General features: G+C 67.8%; 24 protein-coding genes. 11 read left to right on the top strand and 13 right to left on the bottom strand.

Annotated elements, in window-relative coordinates:
- Nucleotides 1-86: 86 nt before the first annotated feature.
- The 3 genes from VHP37_19990 to VHP37_20000 form a co-directional block, all read right to left on the bottom strand.
- A complete protein-coding gene (locus tag VHP37_19990; GenBank protein ID HEX2828646.1) occupies nucleotides 87-908 on the bottom strand; it encodes a DUF2279 domain-containing protein in 822 nt (273 codons plus the stop codon).
- Nucleotides 909-1,007: 99 nt separating this feature from the next.
- A complete protein-coding gene (locus tag VHP37_19995; GenBank protein HEX2828647.1) occupies nucleotides 1,008-3,356 on the bottom strand; it encodes an SLC13 family permease in 2,349 nt (782 codons plus the stop codon).
- Nucleotides 3,357-3,490: 134 nt separating this feature from the next.
- A complete protein-coding gene (locus VHP37_20000) occupies nucleotides 3,491-4,459 on the bottom strand; it encodes a tripartite tricarboxylate transporter substrate binding protein (protein ID HEX2828648.1) in 969 nt (322 codons plus the stop codon).
- Between the two features lie 94 nt (nucleotides 4,460-4,553).
- On the opposite strand from VHP37_20000, the gene VHP37_20005 reads away from it, so the two are divergent.
- The gene (locus VHP37_20005; protein HEX2828649.1) at nucleotides 4,554-4,721 is read left to right on the top strand and encodes a DUF1328 family protein; all 168 of its coding nucleotides are present in this window, start codon (nucleotides 4,554-4,556) and stop codon (nucleotides 4,719-4,721) included.
- A gap of 100 nt (nucleotides 4,722-4,821) precedes the next feature.
- Here VHP37_20005 and VHP37_20010 read toward each other — a convergent pair whose 3' ends face one another.
- Entirely contained in the window at nucleotides 4,822-6,939 is a 2,118-nt protein-coding gene (locus tag VHP37_20010) for an acetate--CoA ligase family protein (protein ID HEX2828650.1), read from the bottom strand.
- Between the two features lie 112 nt (nucleotides 6,940-7,051).
- Here VHP37_20010 and VHP37_20015 point away from each other — a divergent pair, with 112 nt between their 5' ends.
- Nucleotides 7,052-7,903 (top strand): carboxymuconolactone decarboxylase family protein, encoded by an 852-nt coding sequence (locus tag VHP37_20015; protein ID HEX2828651.1) that lies wholly within the window; start codon nucleotides 7,052-7,054, stop codon nucleotides 7,901-7,903.
- Here VHP37_20015 and VHP37_20020 read toward each other — a convergent pair.
- The 4 genes from VHP37_20020 to VHP37_20035 form a co-directional block, all read right to left on the bottom strand.
- Nucleotides 7,900-8,241: a DUF3301 domain-containing protein gene (locus VHP37_20020; protein ID HEX2828652.1), complete on the bottom strand. Its 342-nt coding sequence runs from the start codon at nucleotides 8,239-8,241 to the stop codon at nucleotides 7,900-7,902. The two genes, VHP37_20015 and VHP37_20020, sit on opposite strands and share 4 nt — an antisense overlap.
- A 10-nt stretch (nucleotides 8,242-8,251) precedes the next feature.
- Nucleotides 8,252-8,452, bottom strand: coding sequence for a hypothetical protein (locus VHP37_20025; GenBank protein ID HEX2828653.1), 201 nt, complete (start codon nucleotides 8,450-8,452; stop codon nucleotides 8,252-8,254).
- Nucleotides 8,453-8,454: 2 nt separating this feature from the next.
- On the bottom strand, nucleotides 8,455-9,381 hold the full coding sequence (locus tag VHP37_20030; protein HEX2828654.1) for a tripartite tricarboxylate transporter substrate binding protein: 927 nt from the start codon (nucleotides 9,379-9,381) through the stop codon (nucleotides 8,455-8,457).
- A 97-nt stretch (nucleotides 9,382-9,478) separates the two neighbouring features.
- Entirely contained in the window at nucleotides 9,479-11,785 is a 2,307-nt protein-coding gene (locus tag VHP37_20035; protein HEX2828655.1) for a molybdopterin-dependent oxidoreductase, read from the bottom strand.
- Between the two features lie 126 nt (nucleotides 11,786-11,911).
- Between VHP37_20035 and VHP37_20040 the strand changes: the two genes are divergently transcribed.
- Nucleotides 11,912-12,427: a hypothetical protein gene (locus tag VHP37_20040; protein HEX2828656.1), complete on the top strand. Its 516-nt coding sequence runs from the start codon at nucleotides 11,912-11,914 to the stop codon at nucleotides 12,425-12,427.
- 80 nt (nucleotides 12,428-12,507) lie between these two features.
- Complete coding sequence (locus VHP37_20045) at nucleotides 12,508-12,696, top strand: hypothetical protein (GenBank protein ID HEX2828657.1); 189 nt, start codon at nucleotides 12,508-12,510, stop codon at nucleotides 12,694-12,696.
- Here VHP37_20045 and VHP37_20050 read toward each other — a convergent pair.
- Together VHP37_20050 and VHP37_20055 are read right to left on the bottom strand one after the other, a co-directional pair.
- Entirely contained in the window at nucleotides 12,693-13,118 is a 426-nt protein-coding gene (locus VHP37_20050; GenBank protein ID HEX2828658.1) for a hypothetical protein, read from the bottom strand. The two genes, VHP37_20045 and VHP37_20050, sit on opposite strands and share 4 nt — an antisense overlap.
- A complete protein-coding gene (locus tag VHP37_20055) occupies nucleotides 13,115-14,026 on the bottom strand; it encodes a DUF72 domain-containing protein (GenBank protein HEX2828659.1) in 912 nt (303 codons plus the stop codon). Before VHP37_20055 ends, VHP37_20050 begins: the two co-directional genes overlap by 4 nt.
- An 85-nt stretch (nucleotides 14,027-14,111) precedes the next feature.
- Between VHP37_20055 and VHP37_20060 the strand changes: the two genes are divergently transcribed.
- A complete protein-coding gene (locus VHP37_20060; GenBank protein HEX2828660.1) occupies nucleotides 14,112-14,744 on the top strand; it encodes a hypothetical protein in 633 nt (210 codons plus the stop codon).
- Here VHP37_20060 and VHP37_20065 read toward each other — a convergent pair.
- Nucleotides 14,716-14,979, bottom strand: a complete 264-nt coding sequence (locus VHP37_20065; protein ID HEX2828661.1) for a hypothetical protein — start codon at nucleotides 14,977-14,979, stop codon at nucleotides 14,716-14,718. The two genes, VHP37_20060 and VHP37_20065, sit on opposite strands and share 29 nt — an antisense overlap.
- Nucleotides 14,980-15,105: 126 nt before the next feature.
- On the opposite strand from VHP37_20065, the gene VHP37_20070 reads away from it, so the two are divergent.
- The 6 genes from VHP37_20070 to VHP37_20095 all read left to right on the top strand — a co-directional run bounded on the left by VHP37_20070 (nucleotide 15,106) and on the right by VHP37_20095 (nucleotide 19,512).
- Nucleotides 15,106-15,465, top strand: coding sequence for a hypothetical protein (locus VHP37_20070; protein HEX2828662.1), 360 nt, complete (start codon nucleotides 15,106-15,108; stop codon nucleotides 15,463-15,465).
- Entirely contained in the window at nucleotides 15,462-15,785 is a 324-nt protein-coding gene (locus VHP37_20075) for an SH3-like domain-containing protein (protein HEX2828663.1), read from the top strand. Before VHP37_20070 ends, VHP37_20075 begins: the two co-directional genes overlap by 4 nt.
- Before the next feature lie 10 nt (nucleotides 15,786-15,795).
- Complete coding sequence (gene nthA / locus VHP37_20080) at nucleotides 15,796-16,470, top strand: nitrile hydratase subunit alpha (protein ID HEX2828664.1); 675 nt, start codon at nucleotides 15,796-15,798, stop codon at nucleotides 16,468-16,470.
- 288 nt (nucleotides 16,471-16,758) lie between these two features.
- Nucleotides 16,759-18,540 carry an SLC13 family permease gene (locus VHP37_20085; GenBank protein HEX2828665.1) on the top strand — a complete coding sequence of 594 codons (1,782 nt, stop codon included), beginning with the start codon at nucleotides 16,759-16,761 and terminating at the stop codon, nucleotides 18,538-18,540.
- A gap of 7 nt (nucleotides 18,541-18,547) precedes the next feature.
- Nucleotides 18,548-18,985 (top strand): CBS domain-containing protein, encoded by a 438-nt coding sequence (locus VHP37_20090; GenBank protein ID HEX2828666.1) that lies wholly within the window; start codon nucleotides 18,548-18,550, stop codon nucleotides 18,983-18,985.
- Nucleotides 18,982-19,512 carry a DUF533 domain-containing protein gene (locus VHP37_20095; protein ID HEX2828667.1) on the top strand — a complete coding sequence of 177 codons (531 nt, stop codon included), beginning with the start codon at nucleotides 18,982-18,984 and terminating at the stop codon, nucleotides 19,510-19,512. Before VHP37_20090 ends, VHP37_20095 begins: the two co-directional genes overlap by 4 nt.
- Nucleotides 19,513-19,668: 156 nt before the next feature.
- On the opposite strand, the gene VHP37_20100 is transcribed toward VHP37_20095, so the two are convergent.
- Both VHP37_20100 and VHP37_20105 read right to left on the bottom strand, forming a co-directional pair.
- On the bottom strand, nucleotides 19,669-20,061 hold the full coding sequence (locus tag VHP37_20100; GenBank protein HEX2828668.1) for a response regulator: 393 nt from the start codon (nucleotides 20,059-20,061) through the stop codon (nucleotides 19,669-19,671).
- Nucleotides 20,039-22,870, bottom strand: a complete 2,832-nt coding sequence (locus tag VHP37_20105; protein ID HEX2828669.1) for a PAS domain S-box protein — start codon at nucleotides 22,868-22,870, stop codon at nucleotides 20,039-20,041. Before VHP37_20105 ends, VHP37_20100 begins: the two co-directional genes overlap by 23 nt.
- Between the last annotated feature and the right edge of the window lie 73 nt (nucleotides 22,871-22,943).

Here is a 22,943-nt window from a genome sequence, read left to right on the forward strand (position 1 = left end):
GAGCGCCCGCTAGCGGGCGCTGCGCTTCCGCGCCGGTAAACGCCTCAGAGGGAAACCAAGGTTTCCCTCCGAGACCTCCTTTCCTTTTATAGCTTCCTGTCGACGAACGCGACGGTCCCCGGGATCTGAAAGAGCTCGAGGAAGAGTCCCGTGCCTGCGCGCACGGGGCTTTCCTTGCTGTGCCTGAAAGCGGTGTCGTCGAGCAGGCGCGCGACATTGATGGCGAGCCCGCCGTAGAGGTGGCGGCTCTTCGCGGCCGCGGGCGGATCGTAGCCGTGCACGCCGTAGCCGACGACGAGCTCGGCGTAACGCAGCACCGGATGCGCGTCGAGCGCCGGCACACCCGAAGCCTTGAACGCCAACAGGTAGCGCTGCCCGTTGTAATCGTCGAAGGGCGCCCAGTTGCCGTTCGCTTTCGCCTGCGAAGACTCGCGGTAGTACAGTCGAAAGTCGATCAGTGCGTCGAGCCTGGGATAACGGTGCGTGATCCAGCCCAGGCCTGCACCGACGAAGTTGGCGATCAGGTCTTCGTGGCTGAACTTGTACTGCTTCGAGAAGCCGTCGAGGACTTCGATACCGGTGTAGACGATGAGCGTCGTGGTCGTCGCAAGCCTGAGCGCGTCTTCGCGGCTGTTGCCCATCCATTGCAGCGCCTGCGCTCCGGCGCGCACGCCGGTGTATGTGCCGAAAGCGTGCCCCAGCTTGTCGGCGCCGCCTTTTTCGGTGCCCGAGCCGAACCACCCTTCGCCGTGCGACCGGAAATCCCTGAAGCCGTTGTCCCACCACTTCGTCGCGCCGTAGGCGGCGACCCCTGCCGCGCTCGCGCCGATGAAGAGCTGGGTGCGCGTGTGCACGTCGTCGTACCACGGCGCAGGCTCGTCCGCGTGCAGCACGGGCGCGGCGGACACGTACGCCGCCGCGGCGGCCAGTCGAAGCGCACGCGGGCAAGGCATGGTCTCACGCTAACACCCGCCGCGTGATGTCACTGTGAAGCGGCCGCGGCCGGATCAACGGATGAGCCCCATCCAGCGCCACACCGGCACTGCCGCTGCGACCGACACGAGAACGAATGCGCCCCACGCCCAGGCGAGCCTGCGCACCGAGGCGAAGGTGTAGAGCTCGCCCGAGCCGTGATAGAGCGCCAGATACACCGTGCTCTGCGTCGGCAGGAACCACACCTGCGTCGCGACCAGCGAGATGAGCGCGACGACGAAAGGATGGATGCCGATCGCTGCCGCCACCGGCATCGCGACCAGCGTCAGCAGCGGCGCGGCGGCCTGCCAGCGCACGACGAGCGCCAGCAGGTAGCCGAGGAGCGTGAGCGCGATGCAGAAGAGGAGGGCGTTGCCCTTCAACATGGCGACCGGTTCCGCGAGCGCGGTGCCCAGCCAGTCGCCGATCTTCAGTTGCGTGAATAAGGTCGCGAGGCTCGTGATCACGCCGAAGAAGACGAGGAAGTTCCAGTTGACCCCGGTGCGCAGCATGTTCGCGTCGAGGCGCCGCACGGCCGCGAGCACGAGCAGCGCGGCGACGCCGATCCATGCGCCGTGGATGCCGTGCAGCGGCTCGCTGAGAAAGCCGGCGATGAGCGCGACCAGCACGCCCAGACACCAGATTTCGTCGCGGCGCATCGGGCCGAGCACTTCGTGCTGGAGCGCGAGACGGTGCGTCGCGTCGGCGAGGGTTTCCACGGGGCGATAGAGCGTGACGACGGCGATCATCGACGTCGCGAACAGCACGAGATGCAGCGGCAGCGCGGCGACGAACCAGTACGTGAATCCGACTTGCGCGCGCGCCGCATCGGGCAGGAGGCCGTGGACCAGCAGTCCGACCGACGAGCCCGTCAGGAACAGGCCGGACATCTGGCCGAAGCCGACCAGCGCCGCGAGCGCGAGACCCGCGGCCGCGCGCGAGCCCGCGGCGTAGCCGAGCGCCGCGGCGACCTCGCGTACGAGCGGCGCGGCGAGCGCCATGCGGCTCGTCGCGTTGGGCAGCGTCGGCGTGACCGCGGTCCCGACGAGCGCGAGGGTGACGCAGCGCGAGGTGAAGCTCGCGGGTTTCCTGCCGAGCGCGATCAGCGCGACGCGGTAAAGCAATCCGGAGTTGCCGACCGCGACGCCGACCGCGAGCACCGCCAGCACGAGCACCCACGCCTGGGTCGCGAAGCCGTCGAGGGCGACGCGCGGCGCGGCGATGCCGGTGACGGTCCACACCGCGAGCAGCGCAAGCGCGACGACCGCTTCGGGCAGCAGCTCGGCGGCGAACAGCACCGCGGCCGAGATGACCGTGAGCAGCATGCGCCAGCCCGCCTCGCTGAGACCCGCGGGCGGGTCGACACCCCAGAAGAGCAGCGGCAGCACCGAAGCCGCGCTCCACAGCCACGGGACCATGCGGCGCCCGTCGCGCTTGCGCTGCGGCGCCGGCGCGGCGGTCACCGGTTGTTCCTGCGTTGGGGCCGGCGCGCCGCCGAGCCGCCGCACATCGGCCTCGGCGCCCGCCGCCGCATACGCGAGCGCGGCGTCTTCGAGGTAACCCTCGCTCTCGAGCTGCCGCGCGACCGCGTGCACGCGCGTCTGCAGCGCGAGCTCGCGGTGATCCGCGCGCAGCCGCCGCCGCAGCGCCTTGCGAACCGACGGGGGCACGTACACGCCGAGCTCGTCCCGCCGCCACAATCCCGACGCCGACGTCGCCCCGCCGATCCTGTGGACGATCCTGGGCGTCGTCGAGCCGGACGAGGGCGTGCCTTCCGCGAGCTGCTGCAGGCTCGCGAGCGCGGGCTCCATCGCGGCAAGCCGCTGCAGCACGCGCAGCGGCGGCCGCTCGAACAGCGCGCCGGCCTCGACGAGATCGCGCTCGTCGTCGGTCAGCTCTTCCAGCCGCTCGTCGAGCCACGCGTCGAGCTCGCTCTGGAGCTCGCCGAGGATCTGGCGCGTGCGCGCGAGGTCCATCCCGACCGCGCCGGAGAGATGCAGCATGAGCTCGGGTTCCGCCCGCAGCAGCGGCACGAAGCGCGAGCGCGGCAGCACCCACAGATGGATGGGCGTCACCGCCACGACGGTGGCCGATCGCGGCGCGTTGGTGATGAGCGCGAGCTCGCCGAAGATCGCGGGCGGCCGGACGATGTCGATGGGAGAGCCCGCGACACGCCGTTCCGCCGTCCCCTCGCGCAGGATGTACAGCGCGTCGGCCCGCGTGCCGGCCTCGAACACGACGCCGCCGGGATCGAGCCAGCGCTCCTCGAGCACGCCGGCGAGCTTGGCGCGATCCACGGGGGAGAGGCCGGCGAACAGCGGCACCGCCGCGAGCGCCTCGGCCGCGAGCTTCAGCTCCTGCGCACGGATGTCGTCGACCTGCATGTTCTTGGTTGAACGTTAGGTCAGGGGCGCAAGCAAGGGTCGTGCGCCGCGGGATGGCTTCGTCGCTGCGCTCCTCGCAATGACGTCATCGCGAGGAGCGCGACGGCGCGACGCGGCGATCCCGGGTCGCTCGATCAGTCGGCCCGGATCCCTGCTTCCTTCGCCAGCTTCGCGTACTTCGCGGATTCAGACCTGATGTAGGCGGTGAACGCATCGGCGGACTGACTCGCCGCAAGCTCTATGCCCTGTTCCTCGAAGCGCTTGCGCACGTCTGGCTGTTTCACCGCCTTCACCGTTTCGCCGTGCAGGCGCGTGACGATCGCCGCCGGCGTGCCCGCCGGCGCCACGAGGCCGTTGAAGGTGACGTCCTCGAAACCCTTGAGACCCGATTCGTCGATCGTGGGGAGATCGGGAAAGAGCGGCGCACGGGTGAGCGTCGTCACGCCGAGCGGACGTATCTTGCCGGAGCGTATGTGCGGCGTGGACGTGCTGATCTGGTCGAACATCACCATGACCTGGCCGCCGATGAGATCGACGAGCGATTGCGCGTTGCCTTTGTAAGGGACGTGGAGCATCTTCACCCCGGCCTGCCGCGAGAAGAGCTCCGCGGCGATGTGTCCCGTCGATCCCGTTCCGGACGACGCATACGCGAGCTGGCCGGGACGCGCCTTGGCGAGGGCGATCAGCTCCTTCACCGATTTCACCGGCAGGTTCGGATTGACGTCGAGCACCATCGGGATGCGCGCGGTCTGCGACACGCCGACGAAATCGTTCACCGGATCGTAGCCGGCGCTGGAGACGATGCCGGGCGCGGACGCGAAGGTATTGGCGATCGCGAGCAGGGTGTAACCGTCGGGCGGCGACTTCGCGACGAGCTGAGTGCCGACGAGGCTGCTCGCGCTCGGGCGGTTGTCGACGATCACCTGGTGGCCGAGGCTCTCGCTGAATTTCGCGGCGAGCGTGCGCGCGATGATGTCGACGTTGCCGCCCGCGGCGACGGGAACGATGACGCGCACCGGCTTGGTCGGGTATTGCTGAGCGCCGGCGACTGTCGCAAATAGCAGACAGCTCAATGCCAGGACGCGCGATTCGAGTTTAGGCATCGCATATCCTTCGACGGTATTGCGGGGTGTGGCACAGGCGTTGCAAAGACAGGGGCATGGTCCTGCAGACGGACAAAAACTCAAGGAGCCTCGTATGTTGCACTACGCACTCGTGTTCTTCGTGATCGCCCTTGTCGCGGCGCTGTTCGGCTTCGGCGGCATCGCGGCCGGCGCGGCGGGCGTCGCCAAGGTGCTGTTCTTCATCTTCCTCGTGCTGTTCGTCGTCTCGCTGCTCGGCGGTCTGCGAGGGCGCGGAAGATAGCGGGTGGCGGAGCTTCGGCTCCGCCGGCATCGCGCTTCTTCGTACCATGCGCGGCATCGGCCGCGGGCTTCACCCCGCACCGGTGCCGTTGCCTTGTACGTCAGCCCGCCCGCATCACGGCCAGCGCGTCGACGGCTTTGACGCCCTGGCCCTTCGGCAGCACGATCAGCGGATTGATGTCGAGCTCGGCGAGCTCGCCTTCGAGCTGCACCGCCATCTGCGAGACCTGCACCAGCACTTCGGCCAGCGCTTCGACGTCCGCCGCGGGTTTGCCGCGGAAGCCTTTCAGGAGCTTGGCGCCTTTCACTTCGTCGATCATGTCCAGCGCTTCGGCGCGCCCGATCGGGCAGTGACGCGTCGCGATGTCGCCGAACACCTCGACCATCACGCCGCCGCTGCCGAAGACGAGCATCGGGCCGAGCTGAGCGTCGTATTTGACGCCGACGATGGTCTCGACGCCGCCGGTCACCATCTCCTGCACCGATACGCCGTTGATCGCGGCGTTCGGTGCGTAGCGCCTGGCGTTCGCGACGATCTCTTCGTACGCCGCGCGCACCGCATCGTCGTCGGCAAGGCCCAGCCGCACCGCCCCGGCTTCGGTCTTGTGCAGGATGTCGGGTGAATCGATCTTCATCGCCACCGGATAGTCCAGCCGCCGCGCGGCTTCGACCGCGCCGCCCGCGGATTGCGCCGACACTTCGCGCGTGACCGGTACGCCCCACGCGGTCACGAGCTGCTTGCTCTCGCTTTCGGACAGCGCGCCGCGGCCGCGCACCTTCTCCAGCGCGGCCTGCTGCTGCGGCTCGATCGTGACGCCCTGGCTGATCCCGCGCGCCTCGCGCGCGTCGCGCCATGCGTGATAGTCGATCAGGTATCGCAGGCCTCGCGCGAGCGCATCCGGCGTGTAGAAGATCGGGATGTTCGCCTGCTTGAGCGGATCGAGCGCCTTGGCGTCGTTGCGGCTCGCGGTGTGGAAGAACGCGACGTTCTTGTCGGTGCGGTCGCGCAGCGCCACGACGTGCTGGGGCTGGTTGCCCGCGCCCGCGCTGGCGACGACCAGGGTGCCGACCTCCGGCTCCTCGATCATGTAATTCATGATGTCGACGAGCTCGTCCTTGCGCGCGAAGCCGGTGATGTCGGCGGGGTTCGCCGCCCAGCCGAAGTTCTTGAGGATGGCGTTGATGCCGTCGCGCGCGCGGTCGGACAGCGGCGGCAGGCTGAGCCCGGCGAGCCCGAGCATGTCGGCGGTCAGCGAGCTGATGCCGCCCGAGTGCGACACCACCGTCACGCCGCGCTTTTTCGGTTTCTTCGAATTGGCGAGGAGGTGGCTCACTTCGAGGAGCTCGTCGTAATCGGTGACGCGGATCACGCCGTACTGCTTGAACACCGCATCGTAGAGCTCGTCGGCGCCGGTGAGCGCGGCAGTGTGGGAGCGCGCGGCCTGCGAGCCCGATTCGGAGCGGCCGATCTTGATGAGGACGATGGGCTTGCCGCGGTCGGCGGCGAGCTCCGCCATCGCGATGAACTTGCGCACGTCCTTGAAGCCTTCGACGAAGCCCGCGATCACGCGCGTGCCGGGATCGTCGACGAGGTAGCGCGCGAAGTCGGCGAAATCGAGGTCGGTCTCGTTGCCGGTCGAGATGATGTGCGAGAGGCCGATGCCCGAATCGACCGCGCGCAGCAGGAACGGCCCGAACGCCGTCGCGCCGCTCTGGCACACCAGCGCGATGTGGCCGGTCAGGCCGCCGAGGGTGCGCGAGGAGGCGGTCGCCCAGATGTCGTCGCGCACGTTGGCGAGGCCGAGGCAGTTGGGGCCCGCGATGCGCAATCCCGATTCGCGCGCGTAAGCGCCGAGCTTGCGCTGCAGGTCGAGTCCGGAATCGGTGCCGCGCTCGGCGAAGCCCGCGGAGATGACGACCGCCGCGCGGTTGCCTTTGGCGTGCCCTTCGCGCAGCACGTCCATCACCTTCTGATAGGGGACGACCACGCCCATGAGATCGGGCGCCTCGGGCAAGTCGGCGATGTTGCGGTAAGCCTTGACCCCGCCGATCTCGTCGTAATTGGGATTGACCGGGTAGACGCGCACGCGGTCCTTCGACCGCAGCAGCGCGGTGAGGAGACGTCCTCCGTAACCGCCCTTGGGCGAGGCGCCGATCACCGCGATAGAGCGCGGGTTCAGCATCTGGTCGATCGACGAAAGCTGTGCGGCGGTCCACATGCGCGGCCGTTCCTCCTTCTGGTGTATCGGGGAATTATAAGGGGACGGACGGGTGTTTATGCGGTAACCAGCGGTTTGTAATATCCTGTGCTCAGGGGGAAGGAGAACCAGGATGGAGCGCACAGGGCTCGACGATCTCGCGTGGGCGCACGAGCTGGATCCGCACTACGCGAAGCTGCTGCACGACTTCAGCCGCGGCGGCCTGTTCAAGCGCGGCATACTCGACGAGCGCACGCGCACGCTCGTCGTCGTCGGACAGTTCGTGGCGATGGACGAGACCGAAGAGCTCGCCGGCCACATCCACAACGCGCTGAACGCCGGCGCCACCCCGCGCGAGGTGCTCGAAGTCGTGCTGCAGACGACGGTGTACTTCGGCTACGCCAAGGCGAAGCGTGCGGCGCGCGTCTTCAAGCGCGTCGTCGATGGCCTCGGGCGCATGGACGAGGTGACGCAGCAGCAGCTTCCGCCCAGCGGACCGGCGCGCTCGCTCGAAGCGGAACGCGCGGCATGGGAGACGCCGCCGCAGCAGGTCGCGAAGCGCGAAGCGCTGCTGCGCAAGTACGGCTGGCGCAGCCTCTCGCCGGGCCTGCGGCTGCAGCCGACGCACCACATCGCGAGCGTCGAGCGCATGGACCGCGTCGACCCGCACTTCAACAAGCTGTGGCTCGACTACATCTACGCGGGAATGTATTCGCGCGGCGTGCTCGACGACCGCACGCGGATCCTGTGCATCGTCGGCGAGCTCTTCGTCGCCGGCGAGTTCCATCAGGCCGAGAACCACATCCGCAACGCGTTGCAGCACGGCGCGACGCCGCGCGAGGTGCTGGAAGTCATCCTGCAGTCGACGATCTACGCCGGCATGCCGCGCTTCGTGCGCTTCGTGACCATCCTCGAGCGCGCGCTCGAAGAGCAGGGCCGGCTGCACGAGATCACCGAGACGCGGCTGCCCCTCTCCGGGCCCTAGCGCGCCCGCCGGTCGGGAAAAGGCACGACATCCGCCTCGCGCACGCCGACGTTGAACACCACGACGCGCGTGCCGAGCATCACCACGCTGCCCTTGCGGCGGTTGTCGCCGGTATCGCTGTATTCGAAGTCGTAGGTGCGCTGCAGGCGCACGTGCCCCTCGTCGTCGCGGCCGAAGCGGATCGTGCGGATCGCGACGGTGTCGTCGAGCAGCAGCAGGCCTTCGGAATCGCACGCGACGTGTGCGGCCTGGACCGCCGCCTCGCGCACCCTGAGGCTCGTCAGCCAGAACGCGCCGAGCGCGACGAGCAGTACCACGACGACGATCTCGAATCCCATGTCGCGCCGGCTACTCGTCCAGGAACCCGCCGCGGTAGAAGCTCCACGCGGTGCCGTCGTGCAGGTAGAAGAAGCCGTCGCCGCACGCATCCTTGCCGGGAAAGTAGTCGCGGTAGGCGCGCGGGATCAGCCGCACGAGCTCGGTGTCGGTGAGCTCTTCGAATTGTTCGGGCGTGATCGCCTGGCCGGCCTTGAGCCTGCGTCTTTCCATCGTCAATCCAGGCGCAGGCCGGCGGCCTTGATCAACTTCGCCCACTTCGGCAGCTCGGTGCGTATGTGCACGGCGAGCTCGTCGGGCGTCGAGCCGATCGGCTCCACACCGGATTGCAGGAGCTGATCCGCGAGGTCACGGCCCGTCACGATGGCGGCGAGCTGCCGGTTCGCCCTCGCCACGATCGCCTGCGGCGTGCCGGCAGGCGCGAGCACCGGATACCATGTGCTCGCTTCGTACCCCCGCAAGCCAGCTTCGGCGATCGTCGGCGTGTCGGGCAGCGCGGGCGAGCGCTTCGCGCCCGATACGCCGAGCGCGCTCATCTTGCCCGCCTTGATGAACGGCAGGGCGCCCGGAATCGTGGGGATCCACGCCGACACCTGTCCGGCGATGAGGTCGACCTGCGCTTGTCCCGCGGCCTTGTAAGGAACGTGCACGAGGTCGATCCCCGCCATGGTCTTGAAGAGCTGCATCGCGAGATGGCCGGAAGTGCCGCTGCCGGTCGAGGCGTAGTTGATGCGGCCCGGCGATTTCTTCGCGAGCGCGATGAAGTCGCTCACGCTCTTCGCCGGCACCCCCGGATTGACCACGAGGACGCCCTGCACCGAGGCGAGCAGCGTCACCGGCGCGAAGTCGCGCACCGGGTCGTAACCGACCTTGCGATACAGGCTGGGATTCACCACCAGCGAGGCGCTGCACAGGTAGAGCGTGTAGCCGTCGGGCGCCGCGCGCGCGGCGATCTCCGCGGAAAGATTGCCTCCCGCGCCGGGACGGTTGTCGATCACGACCTGCTGGCCCCACGCTTCGGAAAGCTTGTTGCCGACGAGGCGCGCGACGACGTCCACGCTGCCGCCGGGAGCGAAGGAGACGATGAGGCGGATGGGGCGGGCGGGGTAGGTATCGGCAGCGAGCACAGCGGATGCGGTCATTGCGAGGAGCAGCGCGACGAAGCAATCCCGTGGCGCACGAAAGCGGGGCCGAGCGACTCGAGATTGCTTCGTCACTGCTCGTTCCTCGCAATGACGGCTAGGCGGACCGCTCGACGAACGCAGGCGGATCGAACGCCGTGATCGGCGGCAACTCGCCGTCGTACCGCTCCACCTCGACCAGGCACGTGTGCGCGCTCGAGCCCTGGGTGAGCTTCGAGGTGCCTTTATCGAGCGTGAGCACGTTGGGGTTGCCGTGCTTTTCGAGCGATCCCGGCGTCGCCGGATCGAGCGGATCGAACCACGCGCCGGTCGGCAGCACCACCACGCCGCGCTTTACCCCGTCGTCGATCTTCACGCCGGCGAGACACGCGCCGCGATCGTTGTAGACGCGCACGACGTCTCCCGCTTCGAGCCCGCGCGCCGCGGCGTCCTCGGGATGCATCGTCATGGCTTCGCGCCCCTGCACTTTGGACGCGAGGCTCACGCGGCCGTGGTCGTACTGGCTGTGCAGCCGCGTGGAGGGCTGGTGCGAGACGAGGTGCAGCGGATAGCGCTGCGCAAGCGCCGACCCCAGCCACTCGGCGGGCTCGTACCACGCGGGATGGCCGAGGCAGTCGTCGTAACCGAACGACGCGATGGCCGACGATCCGATCTCGATCTTTCCGGACGGTGTCGGCAGCCGGTTCTTGTCCGGATCGTCGCGGAACGGCTTCATCATCACCGCCGGCTCTTTCTGCGCGGGCAGCTCGATGTAGCCCTCCGACCAGAACGCCTCGAACGACGGCAGGTCGATGTCGAACTTCCGCGCGCGCTCCATCGAGACTTCATAGAGATGGCGCAACCAGGCGCTCGCGGTGCGGCCTTCGGTGAATTTATCCTTCGCGCCGAGGCGCTCGGCAAGGCCGCCGAAGATGTCGTAATCGTCGCGAGCTTCGCCGACCGGATCGATCGCACGCTTCATCGCGATCATGTAGCGTTCGCGCGAGGCCGATCCGACGTCGTCGCGTTCGAGCATCGTCGTCGCCGGGAACACCACGTCGGCGAATTTCGCGTTGGCGTTCCAGTATTGCTCGTTGACGACGATGGTCTCGGGCTTGCTGCGCCACGCGCGCACGAAGCGGTTGAGATCCTGGTGGTGGTGGAAGGGGTTGCCGCCCGCCCAGTAGATGAGCCGTATGTCGGGGTAGATGCAGCGCTGGCCGTTGAAATCATATGGCGCGCCCGGATTCTCGAGCATGTCGGTGATGCGCGCGCACGGGATCGGCGTCTTCACCGGGTTCGTGCCCTGCGGCAGCACCGGGCCGGAGAAGGGCCGGCCGTCGGTGCCTTCGGCGTTCAGCGGGCCATAGGCGAGCGCGAAACCGCCGCCCGGCGTCCCGACCTGTCCCAGCAGGCACGCCAGCGTGATGCCGAGCCAGTACGGCTGCTCGCCGTGGTCCGCGCGCTGAAGCGCCCACGCGACGTTGACGACGGTCGCGTTCGCGGCCATGCGCCTCGCGAGCGCTTCGATCGCCGAAGCGGGCACATCGCAGATGCCCGCAGCCCACTGCGCGCTTTTCGGCGCGCCGTCGGTTTCGCCCATCACGTAACGGCGAAACGCTTCGAAGCCCGCGGTATAGCGGTCGAGGAACGCGCGGTCGTGCAGGTTCTCGCGGATGAGCGTGTGCGCGAGCGCGAGCATGAACGCCGTGTCGGTGTTGGGGCGTATCGCGATCCATTCCGCGCCCGGCGCGTCGGCGAGGTCGCCGCGCAGCGGCGAGACGTTGACGAACTTCGTGCCCGCTTCGGCCATGCGCTTCAGCGCCGGCCGCACGAGGTGCTGGCTCACGCCGCCGTTGTTCACCTGCGCGTTCTTGGACGGAATGCCGCCGAACGCGACCATCAACCGGCAATGCTTCTCGAGCTCCACCCACGGCGTGTGCTGCGTGCGCATCGCGTCCATGTCCATGAGGATGCGCGGCAGCAGCGTGCGCGCGGCGCCGAGGCTGTAGGTGCCCACGTGCGCGACATAGCCGCCGATCGCGTTCATGAAACGGTGCACCTGGCTTTGCGCGTGGTGGAAGCGGCCCGCGCTCGACCAGCCGTACGAGCCCGCGAAGATCGCGCTGTTGCCGTAGGTCTGCGTCACACGCTGCAGGTCTTTCGCGACGAGGTCGAGCGCTTCGTTCCAGCTCACTTCGACGAAAGGCTCGCAGCCGCGCTTTTCGGTGGCCGCGCCGGGACCGTGCTCGAGCCAGCTCCTGCGGATCGCGGGCCTGCGCACGCGGACCGGGCCGGTGACCGCGCCGACGAGCGACTGGCCGATGGGGGAGGGATCCGGATCGTGCACGAACGGATCGACGCGCACGATCTCGCCGCGCTCGACGTGGACGTCGTAGACGCCCCAGTGGGTGGAAGTGAGCATGAGGCAAATCAGGAAAATCGATACACGGGATGATGCCACAGGCGCACAATGGGACAGCGCGTGAGGTTTTCCACGGTTTCGGCCTTCAGCGATCGGGATTGCGGCCGATATTCAGGATGCGTGGCCTTGAGCTGCCGTCACACGACCATGAAAACGCTCGCCTCCTTGCTGCTCTCGTTCGTCGTCGCCTTCGGCGCGCCGGGAGCGCTCGCGCAGGAAGCGGCCCCGAGCGCGGAGTCGGTCGTGGCGCCTCTGGCCGTCGCGGAGTTGCCGGCCGTCGTGGAGCTGCCGGCCGTGGTGGAGACACCGGCCGCCGTGGAGACGCAATCGCCGCAGGAGCGCGTGCTCTCGCAGCGGCCCGATCAGGCGATCTACAAAGGCGTGGTGGGCAACCTGCTCGAAGCGGTGCCGATGGAACCCCAGCAACGGGTCGATCTGCAGCGCGCGAACACGATCGTCGGCTCGCCTTTCTCGGTGCGTTCGATCGCGCTGCTCGTCGGCATCACCAATCCCGTCGTCATGATCGCCGGTCTGCTCTGGGGTTTCTGGGCAGCGTCGCAGATCGAAGACCCCAAGCCCGTCGGCAAGACCACGGCCGTTGCCGGGAACGGAGAGGTCACCGTGTCCCTGGCGGCAGAGTAAGGCTTCCGCAGGCAGCTATATTGCATCCTTGGAGCATCCCGCGACGCCGCGTCACGCGGCGCGATAACAAGGAGGCCTGCATGGATGCGAAGCTGAGCGATGACGAGCTCGCGTGGCTGCGTAAGCTCGACACCGAAGCTCCCGTCAAACCCGATCTTCCCGCGCCGATCGCCGATCGCCTGGTGCAGGAAGGTCTCGCGATCAAGCTCGTGGAAGGCGGCCTGCAGCTCACTGCGCTCGGCCGGGAGTACCTGACCGAAGCGAGTTAGGCGATCTTTCTCGCGCGCCACGCGAGCGCGAGACCGAGGCAAAGACCCCACATCACGTGATCGGCCATCTGCGGCCAGAACGCAAGGCGCGCCACTTCGGGGAACAGAAGCGGCGCGATCACGCGCAAGTCGACAATGCCGATCGCGATCGCGGCCGCCACGGCGCCGGCGACGACGTGACGGCGCGGCAGGAAGCGCACGAGGAGCGCCGCCCAGAAGAACGACACCGCGACGTGCACCACCGCGGCGGCTTCGAACAATTGCAGCAGGCTGGACGCCGGCGAGATCAGCATCGCGCCCGCGGCGCGCGTGGCTTCCGAGATGTCCTCGTGGCGTACGAACGCGTAGAGCGTCGACGGCAGGCCGCTGAAGAGCGTCGCGGCGGTGCCGGCGAGGAGCAGGTCTCCGAAATAGCGCCTCATCGCTCTTTCAATTGCCGCAGCAGCGTGCGCGCGTTCCTGATCGCGTAGCCCTCACGGTCGTTGTTGAAGTACGCCCACACGCGCGGCGCGCCGCTCGCGCGGATGCGCGCCGCCCATACCGCGAGCTCTTCATCGGTGTAATCGTGGCGGTACCAGCGCTTCGTGCCGTGAAAGCGCACGTACACGTCCGCGGCCGTCTTCACCAGCTCGTCCGGCAGCCGCGGACCGCTCGTGGAGCAGAAGATCGCGCCGCAGTCCTCGAACGCACGATAGACCTTGTCGTTCCACCAGCTGCGATGCCTGAATTCCACCACGTTGCGGCGCGCCGGATCGAGCTGCCTCACGATGCGCATCAGCGCGGGCCTGGAGTAGCGAAAGCTCGGGGGGAGCTGGAACAGGAAGCAGCCGAAGCTTTTCCCCAGCAGGTCCGCGATCAGCCCGAAGTCCTTCACCAGCGTATCGGTGCGCGCAAAGCGCCGGGTGTGGGTGATCAGCTCGTTCACCTTGATCGCGTAGCGGAAGCGGCGTCTCCCGATCTGGCGCTTCCAGGTCGCGACGGTACCGACCGTCGGCCATGAATAAAAAGGCGCATTGAGCTCGACGGTCGAGAAGCGGCTGGCGTAGTACTCGAACCAGCGGTGGCCCGGCACGTCGTCGGGATAGAAGCGATCGCGCCAGTGCCAGTAGAACCAGCCCGAGCAGCCGACGTGCGCTTCGATGCCGGGCTGCTTCGTCCTGCGCCCGGTCTTTGCCGTCTCTCCCGCGTGCGCCGCTTCGTACTCGAGCCGAGCCTCGTGCATCGCCTTCGCGCGCACGACGTTCTGCGCGCGTTGCTTCTCGCGCCGCGCTTCGCGCCTGGCGCGCCGGACGGCGCGCTCTTCGTCCGATAGGGGCGTGCGTTCGGCCATCGATTCATCGCCCGCGATACTTCTGTACTTGGGAACGAAGATACGCTATTGTCATGCGCCAGGAGTGTGTCCGTCGGAGAGCCGGGTGGGGTCCAGATCGTACGCCGAGTCGCTCGGGCTGCGCATCGGCAGCGGCATGCCGGGCGTGCGCTTCGTGCCGATCGCCTTCCTCGTCGTGCTCGCGAGCGCGGCTGCCGGTCATCCCGGCGCACTGTGGGCTGCGATGGCGGCGCTCGTGGCGCTGCTGCTCCTGCTCCAATTCAGGCTGTGGGACGATCTGGCCGACGTGGCCGGGGATCGCGGAGGGCATGCCGCCGCGTTTCGCGCGGCGGCGTGGGTCGCATTCACCGCGACGTTCGCGCTGCTCGCGGTGCTTTCGGGCGCGGGAGCAGTCGCGGCGTTTCTCGCGCTGTGCGCGTTCTACGGCGCGTGGTACACGCAGCCGCCTCAAGCGCGCGCAGGCCTCGTCGGCGCGCATATCGTCGTCCTCAAGTATCCCGCCTTCGTGCTGCTGCTCGCGCCGCGGCCCCTCGACGGTACGCGCACGGCGCTGAGCTGCGCCGCTATTTACTTCGCTTGCCTCGCATACGAGCTCATCCACGACGCCGCGCATCGCAGCCGCAGGGGCGCCCCGGCGCTCGCCGCGGCGGCGCTGGTCGCGGTCGGCTGCACCGTCGGCGCGCTCGCCGTCATCGTTCTGAGAGAGGCGCTCGCGTGAGCGTGGCGCCTCTCGCGGATGGCGCGACCGCGGGCGCCGCTGCACGAGACGCTACGCGTGTCGCAGCCTTGCCCGACAGCGTGAGCCGCAGGGCGCCGTAGAGGCCGTAGCAGATCGGTACGACCAGTCCGCCGGGAACGACGACGACCAGGAAGAGCGAGAGCAGGCGCTGGCAGGAGAGTCGTGAAAGGGCGTCCCTGGAGGTCCAGGCAAAGAGGCGGCGGAGGTTCTGCATGCTGGGCTTTCGGCGTTCTGACTTCGGCAAGTCCTGCCCTGCCGGTGCAGGCGCCGTGCCCGCTTCGCGACAGCCGTTTGACTTCACCCCGCTACGCTGGCAAGTTCGTCCCGCAGGAGGAGACCCATGAGCGACACACAACCCAACCGCGGGCCGCAGGACATCGGCGGCGATCCGGCAGGACCGGTCGACACCGTCGATCACGGCATGAAGTTCTGGGAACGGCAGGCGAACGCATTGCGCTCGCTGCTCAACCGGAAGAAAGTGCTCTGCACCGACGAGCTGCGGCGCGCGGCCGAAGGACTCGGTGCGCGGTATTCCCAGCTCCAGTATTTCGAGATCACGACCTCGGCGCTGCGCACGATACTGCTGGAGAAGGGCCTCATCACCGAGGCCGAGCTGCAGAAGAAGATGGCCGAGATCCGCGCCCGGTTCGAGGTGCCCGACGAGATGGAATCGCCGATCAAGAAGGCCGTGCAGCGATGAGCGACCGGCCGCTGCCTTCGACCTACGCACCGTCGCCGGGACGGCGCTTCAACGTCGGCGACCGCGTCGTCGTGAAGCGCGCCTTTCCGCCGGGCCACCGCCGCACACCGTATTACATCCGCGGCAAGACCGGGGTGATCGAGCGGGTCTGCGGCGCCTTTCCCAATCCGGAGGAGCTCGCGTACGGTTTCGACGGCGAGCCGAGGAAGGTGCTCTACCGCGTGCGCTTTCCGCAGAAGCACGTGTGGCAGGACTACCGAGGCCCGGAGCGCGACATCATCGAGATGGAGATCTTCGAGCACTGGCTCGAGCCCGTATAGCGAGAAAACCATGTCCGACACCAAATTCGACTACTACGCCGGCCGGAAGCACCTTCACGACCACGGCGATCACAGCCACGACGACCACGCCCCGATCGTTGATCCTGACGACGGCCCGCCCGGCGAGTTCGAGATCATGAGCCGCGCCATGCAGGAGCTTTTGGAAGAGAAAGGCGTCGTCACCGCCGAAGAGATCCGCGCCCGCATGGAGCGCTTCGAGACCGACTTTCCGTTCCGCGGCTCGAAGGTCGTGGCGCGCGCGTGGGTCGATCCGGAATTCAAAAGGCGGCTCCTCGAAGACGGCAAGGCCGCCGTGACCGCGATGGGGATAGACCTCGAAGCCGAGCGGCTCATCGCCGTCGAAAACACGCCCGAGGTCCACAACGTCATCGTGTGCACGCTGTGCTCGTGCTATCCGCGCGCGCTGCTCGGCATGCCGCCCACCTGGTACAAGAGCCGCAACTACCGCTCGCGCGTGGTATTCGAGCCGCGGGCGGTCCTGAAGGAGTTCGGCACCGAGCTTCCGGACGGCGTCACGGTCCGCGTGCACGATTCGAACGCCGACATGCGCTACGTCGTCATCCCGATGCGCCCCGCCGGCACCGAAGGATGGTCCGAGGACAGGCTGGCGGAGATTCTTACCCGCGACACGCTCGTGGGGGTCACGGTGCCCCGGGTTCTTTAAAACCAACGCATTGACCACGGGGGACACGGAGGGAACAGAACCGTCGTCATTCCCGACCCGCGGCAGCGGAAGCGATCGGGAATCCATTCTCGAAGCATCGAAGTAAAAATGGATTCCCGCCTGCGCGGGAATGACGACCGATGGACAGCTCCGGGTCCTCCGGGGTTGCCCCTCCGTGTCCTCCGTGTCCTCCGTGTCGCCCTCCGTGTCTCTCCGTGTGCGAGCTGTCGGCCTGCCAAGGCATAGGCGTTGCTATATGGTCGGCCTGACCGACTATCAGGCAACGCAATGACGCTACCCCAGGCACTCACGTTCATCATCGTAGGCCTCATGATGGCGGGGTTCGTCTGGGGGCGCATACGCTACGACGTCGTCGCGCTGCTCGCCCTGGTGACGTCGGTGTTCGTCGGGATCGTGCCGGCGAAGGAAGCGTTCGCGGGCTTTTCCGACGACGTGGTGATCATCGTCGGTTCCGCGCTCGTCGTCAGCGCCGCCGTCGCGCGCTCCGGCATCACCGAGCTCGCGATCCGGCCGCTCGCGCCGTACCTCAAGACCACCCGCTCGCAGGTGTTCGTGCTCGTGCTGGCGGTCATCGTCTTCTCGACCTTCATCAAGAACGTCGGCGCGCTGGCGATCCTGCTTCCCGTCGCCCTCCAGTTCGCGAAGAAATCCGAGACTTCCCCCGCGCAGCTCCTGATGCCGCTTTCGTTCGGATCGCTGATGGGCGGGCTGATCACGATGGTCGGCACCTCGCCCAACATCATCGTCTCGCGCGTGCGCGAGGAGATCCTCGGGCAGCCCTTCAACATGTTCGACTACGCCCCGGTGGGCCTGGGCATCTCGGTCGTCGGCCTGATCTATCTCACGTTCGCTTACCGGCTGCTGCCCAAGGACCGGCGCGCCGGCGTGTCGATCGACGCCGCGATCAACATCGAGAACTACGTGGTCGAGGCGGTGATCGCCGAGGACTCGCCGCTCGTCGACAAGACCGCGAGCGACGTCGAAAAGATGGGCGAAGGCGAGGTCGAGCTGACGACGATCGTGCGCGAGCGCTTCCGCCGCTACAAGCCCACGCCCGCGCTCAAGCTGCGCGCCGGCGACGTGCTGCTGCTCGAAGGCGAGCCCGTCGCGATCGAAAAGGTGATGGGCCAGGCCGGGCTCGAGCTCGCCCGGCAGAAAGGCGAGGAGAAGGCGCCCGATGCCGACACCGTGGGCGTCGTCGAAGGCGTGGTCACCGGCGACTCGCCGCTCGTCGGCACCAACCTGATCGAGCTCGACGTGCACAAGCGCTACGACGTGAACGTGCTCGCGCTCTCGCGCAGCGGCGAGCGCATCGAGCAGCGCCTGCGCTCGGTGCGCTTCCATCCCGGCGACGTGATCGTGCTGCAAGGGCGCATCGACGTGCTGCCCGACACGCTCCAGCGGCTCGGCATACTGCCGCTCGCCGAGCGCGACATCGCCCTCGGGCGCGGGCGGCGCCGCTGGATACCGCTGCTCGTACTCGCGGCCACGATCGCCGCGGTCGTCGCCAACGTGCTGCCGATCGCGATGGCGTTCTTCGCGGCCGCGGTCGCGCTCGTGCTGACCAAGTCGGTCACGCTGAAGGAAGCGTACGAGACCGTCGAGTGGCCGATCCTCATCCTGCTCGCCGCGCTGATACCGGTCTCGGAAGCGGTGCGTACCACCGGTGCGACCGACCTCATCGCGGGCTGGCTGCACGTCGCCGCCGGGCCGCTGCCGCCGATGGCGGCGCTGGGTCTCATGCTCGTCGCGGCGATGGCGGTCACCCCGTTCCTCAACAACGCCGCGACGGTGCTGATGGTCGCGCCGATCGCCGCGGGTCTCGCCGAGCGGCTCGGCCTGAACCCCGATCCGTTCCTGATGGCGGTGGCGGTGGGCGCGGCGTGCGACTTCCTCACGCCGTTCGGACATCAGTGCAATACACTCGTGATGGGGCCGGGCGGTTACCGCTTCGGCGACTACTGGAAGCTCGGCCTGCCGCTGTCGATCTTCATCGTCGTCGCGGGCGTTCCCCTGATCGCCGCTTTCTGGCCGCTGGCCGCTCGTTAGGAAAACCATGAAAGTTGCAGATCTCATGGCGAAGAACGTCGAGTTCGTCGACCCGTACGTCAGCGTGCAGGAAGCCGCATCGATGATGGGCGAGCTCGACGTCGGTGCGCTGCCGGTCGGCACCGCCGAGAACCTCCAGGGAGTCATCACCGATCGCGACATCCTCTACCGGGTGGTCGCCGAGGGAAAAGACCCGCGCCGCACGCAGGTGGCGCACGTCGCGACCAAGACGATCTTCAGCTGCACGCCCGAAGACCCCGTGAACACCGCGATGGACCTGATGGCGTCGCAGAACATCCGCAGGCTTCCCGTGCTCGACGACGCGAAGCACGTCGTGGGCTGGATCACGCTCTCCGACCTGTCGCGGCACCTTCTCGTCGGCAACGAAGTCGTGCAGAAAGCGCTGCGCGAGCTCACCGATACCGTGGCGAAAGACAAGACTTGAGCGAGCTGCCCGAAGCGGTCGAAGCGGGAACCGAAGAGCCCGAACGTCCCGCGGGCCCGGCGGAGCACGACGAGCCGCTGGTCGAGATCGTCGCGGCCAAGGTGCTGTTCGGCTGGCTGCGCAACCGCCAGCAGCTCCTCGTGCCCTATACGATCGATCTCGCCAAGCTCGACGCGGCCGAGGTCGAGCTCCTCGTGCACGCGATGATCGTCGCCGCGCAGGCCGACGGCACGGTCGACGGCAAGGAGCGCGACCGGGTGCGCAGCGCGCTCGAGCGGCTCAACGCGACGCCCGAGCAGATCGAGAGCGTCGACGACGCGCTCGACAGGCCGAAACCGCTCGCGCAGGCGCTCGCGAAAGTGGGCGACGTGCAGACCGGCGCGATCGCCTACGCCGCGTCGCTGCTCGCGATCGACCGCCGCAAGCTCGTCAACCGCCAGTACCTGCGCTACCTCGCGGCGCGGCTGCAGCTCCCGCGCGACGTCTGCCGCGCGCTCGAGCAGCGCTTCTTCGCGGCGGTGGATTAAGGCGTCATTCCCGTGTAGGCGGAAAAGATCGTCATTCCCGCGTACGCGGGGATCCATTTTGACTTTGAATGAAGAATGGATTCCCGATCCCTTCCGCTGCCGCGGGTCGGGAATGACGATGACTCATCCGCGGGTCGGGAATACGATGCTACACCGTCATTCCCGCGCAGGCGGGGATCCATTTTCTTTGCCGAGCAGCGCCTCGATCTGGTTCAGAAGCTGCGAGAAATCCACCGGCTTCGCGTGATAGTCGTCGCAGCCCGAGGCGAGCGCTTTCTCGCGATCGCCCGCCATGGCGTGAGCGGTGAGGGCGATGATCGGCATGGCCTTCGTCGCTTCGTCGCCCTTGAGCTCTTTCGCGACGGTCCAGCCGTCGATCACCGGCAGGTTCATGTCGAGCAGCATGAGATCGGGCTTGTCGGCGCGCGCGTGGTCGAGCCCCTGCTGCCCGTCTTCGGCGACGTCGACGTCGTAGCCGCGGCGCTTGAGGCGCCGCGACAGGAAATCCCAGATCTCCTGGTGGTCTTCAACGAGCAGTATCTTCGCCATGACCTTCCTTTTCTCGCCGGTCTCTTCCCGGCAGCTCGCGCAGCACCGACGACAGCGCCTGCTGGACGTCGTGCTCCGTGTTCACGATCTGTTGTACCCGCCCTTCGAGCCGCTTGCATTCGTCGGCGGTGAGGTCCTGCGCGCTCAGCGCGACGATCGGCATCTCGCTTAAAGCATCGCGCTTGCGCAGCTCGCGTATCACCGCGAAGCCGTTGATGTCCGACATGTCGAGATCGACGAGGACGAGCGCCGGCGGATTCTCGCGCAGCCGGTCGAAGAACGCTTCTTCGTCGCGCGCGTGCTCGACTTTCCAGCCTTCGGCCTCGAGCTGCGCGTAGACCTCGTCGGGCGCCGTGGAATCGTCGAGGATCAGGGCGCGCGGCGCGGCGTGCCGCGAACGGTACCTCGCGAGCACCTTGGCGAGCCGCGGCCACCGGATCGGCTTGGTGAGGTAGTCGGCGGCGCCGAGCGAGTAGGCGAGGCCTTTCTCCTGCACGATCGTCGTCATGATGACCGGGATGTCGGCCGTCGCGCTGTCCGCTTTCAGCGCCGAGAGCACGGCCCAGCCGTCCATGTGCGGCATCATCACGTCGAGCAGGATCGCACACGGCTCGAGCTTGCGCGCGAGGTCGAGGCCGGTGGCGCCGTCGCCCGCGGTCTGCACCGCGTAACCTTCGCGCACGAGGAAGCGCGAGATCAGCGCGCGGGCGTGCGGATCGTCGTCGATCACGAGCACCACGCTTCCCGACGCGCTGCCGGCGAGCTGCGCGTGCTCCACGGGCCGCGGCCGCGCCGCGGGCGCGTTCGCCGGGAGCCTGAGCTCGAACGTCGTGCCCCGGCCGGGCTCGCTCTCGACCTCGATCTTTCCGCCGAGCATGTCGGCGAACGCGCGCGTGATCGAAAGCCCGAGACCGGTGCCGCCGAAGCGGCGGGTCGTCGAAGCGTCGGCCTGGGAAAAGCGCCGGAAGAGCTTGCCGATCTCCTCGCGCGATATGCCGATGCCGGTGTCGCGTACGCGAAAGACGATCGTGCCGTCGTCGCCTGCGCCTGCGCGCTCGACTTCGAGCGTCACCGTGCCGCGCTCGGTGAACTTGGCCGCGTTCGAGAGCAGGTTGATGAGGCTCTGGCGCACCTTGACCGCGTCCGAGCACATGGTGCCGAGGCCGGGTCCGTGCTCGATCCGCAGCGTGTTCTCGTTCTTCGCGACCAGCGCTTCGACCGTCGCACCGAGCTCCTTCACGAGCGCGGCGACATCGAAGCGCTCGAGGTGCGCGTCCATCTTGCCGGCCTCGATCTTGGAGAAATCGAGCACGTCGTTGATGAGCGAGAGCAGGTGGCGCGCGTTGGCGTTGACCTTGCGCAGGTCGTCGAGCATCTGGGCGAGTCCGCGGTCCTCGGTTTCCTCTTCGAGCATCTCGACGTAGCCGATGACCGCGGTCAACGGGGTCCTCAGCTCGTGGCTCATGTTCGCGATGAACTGGCTCTTGGCGCGGTTGGCTTCTTCGGCCTCTTCCTTGGCCGCTTTGATGTCGCGCTCGTACTGCTTGCGCACCGTGATGTCGCGCACGTAGGCGGTGAAGTAGGGCGCGGTCTTCTGCGCGACCGACGTGATCGCGAGCTCGACGGGAAAGCGCGTGCCGTCGCGGCGCAGCGCCTCGATCTCGATGCGCTTGCCCATCAGCCGGCCTTTGCCCGTCTCGAGAAAGCGCGCGATGCCCGCGTAATGCCGGGCGCGATGCTCTTCGGGGATGATGAGCTCGGGCATCGTCCTGCCGAGCACTTCCTCGCGCGTGTGGCCGAAGGTGCGCTCGGCCGCCGCGTTCCATTCGACGATGCGGCTGTCGGCGGTGATCGAGATCACGCAGTCGATCGCGGTCGCGAGGATCGCGGCTTTCAGCGATTCGCTCTCGCGCAGCTGCTCTTCGGCGCGCTTGCGCCGCAGGTACTGGCCGATCTGGTGGCCGAGCGTCGAGATGCTCTCGAGGAAGTCGTCGTCGAAGTGCTGCCAGCGGCGGCTGAAGAGCTCGATGACGCCGACCGTCTGGGTTCCGGTCTTCAGCGGAAACGCGAAGGCCGAGCGCAGGTCCGCGTCGCGGGCCGCTTCGCGGCGCGCGAAGCACGGATCGTTCGCGAGGTCGGACATGTGCGACGGCGTCTCGATCTCCCACACGCGGCCGGGCAATCCGCTGCCGCGCGTGAACGTCACCTCGCGCGTGTCGGCGAGAAACGATTCGCCGCCGCCGTCCGCGCCCGGCCAGCCGGCGGCGCGCCGCAGCACGCCCGCGCCTTCGTCGACTTCCCAGAACGTCGCGACGTGCCAGCCGAGCGTCGCGCCGATGGTGCCGAGCACCTGCGTCATCGCGGTATCGAGCTCGGACGATCCGGCGAGGATGCGGCTTACGCTGATCTGGACCGCGAGGCGCTTTCTCGCCTGCCCTCTGCTGGCGGTGTCCTGAAAGGTGACGACGCTGCCGGTGACGACGTTCTCGTCGAACACCGGGAACGCCGCGTATTCGGCGTTGAAGAAGCTCCCGTCCTTGCGCCACAGCATCTCGTTGTCGAGCTGAACCGGGCGGCCGGTCTCCAGCGTCTGCAGGAGCGGGCAGGAGGGCTCCGGGTATGGCGTGCCGTCGGGATGCGTGTGATGGATGAGCGCGTGCATGTTCGCGCCCACCACTTCGTCGGGCGCGTAACCGAGCATGTCGAGCCCGGCCTTGTTGATGAACGTGCACCGCCCCGCGGCGTCGATGCCGTAGACGCCGATCTCGATGGCGTTGAGGATCGCGTTGATCTCCGCTGCGGCGTGCATGCTGAGCGCAAAAGCATGCGGCGTGCCGCTCGGGAACGGAGGCTTTGAAAGGCGCGGTGCGTTACCACGCACC

This window comes from Burkholderiales bacterium, from assembly GCA_036262035.1.
In the GTDB taxonomy this organism is placed as follows: domain Bacteria; phylum Pseudomonadota; class Gammaproteobacteria; order Burkholderiales; family SG8-41; genus JAQGMV01.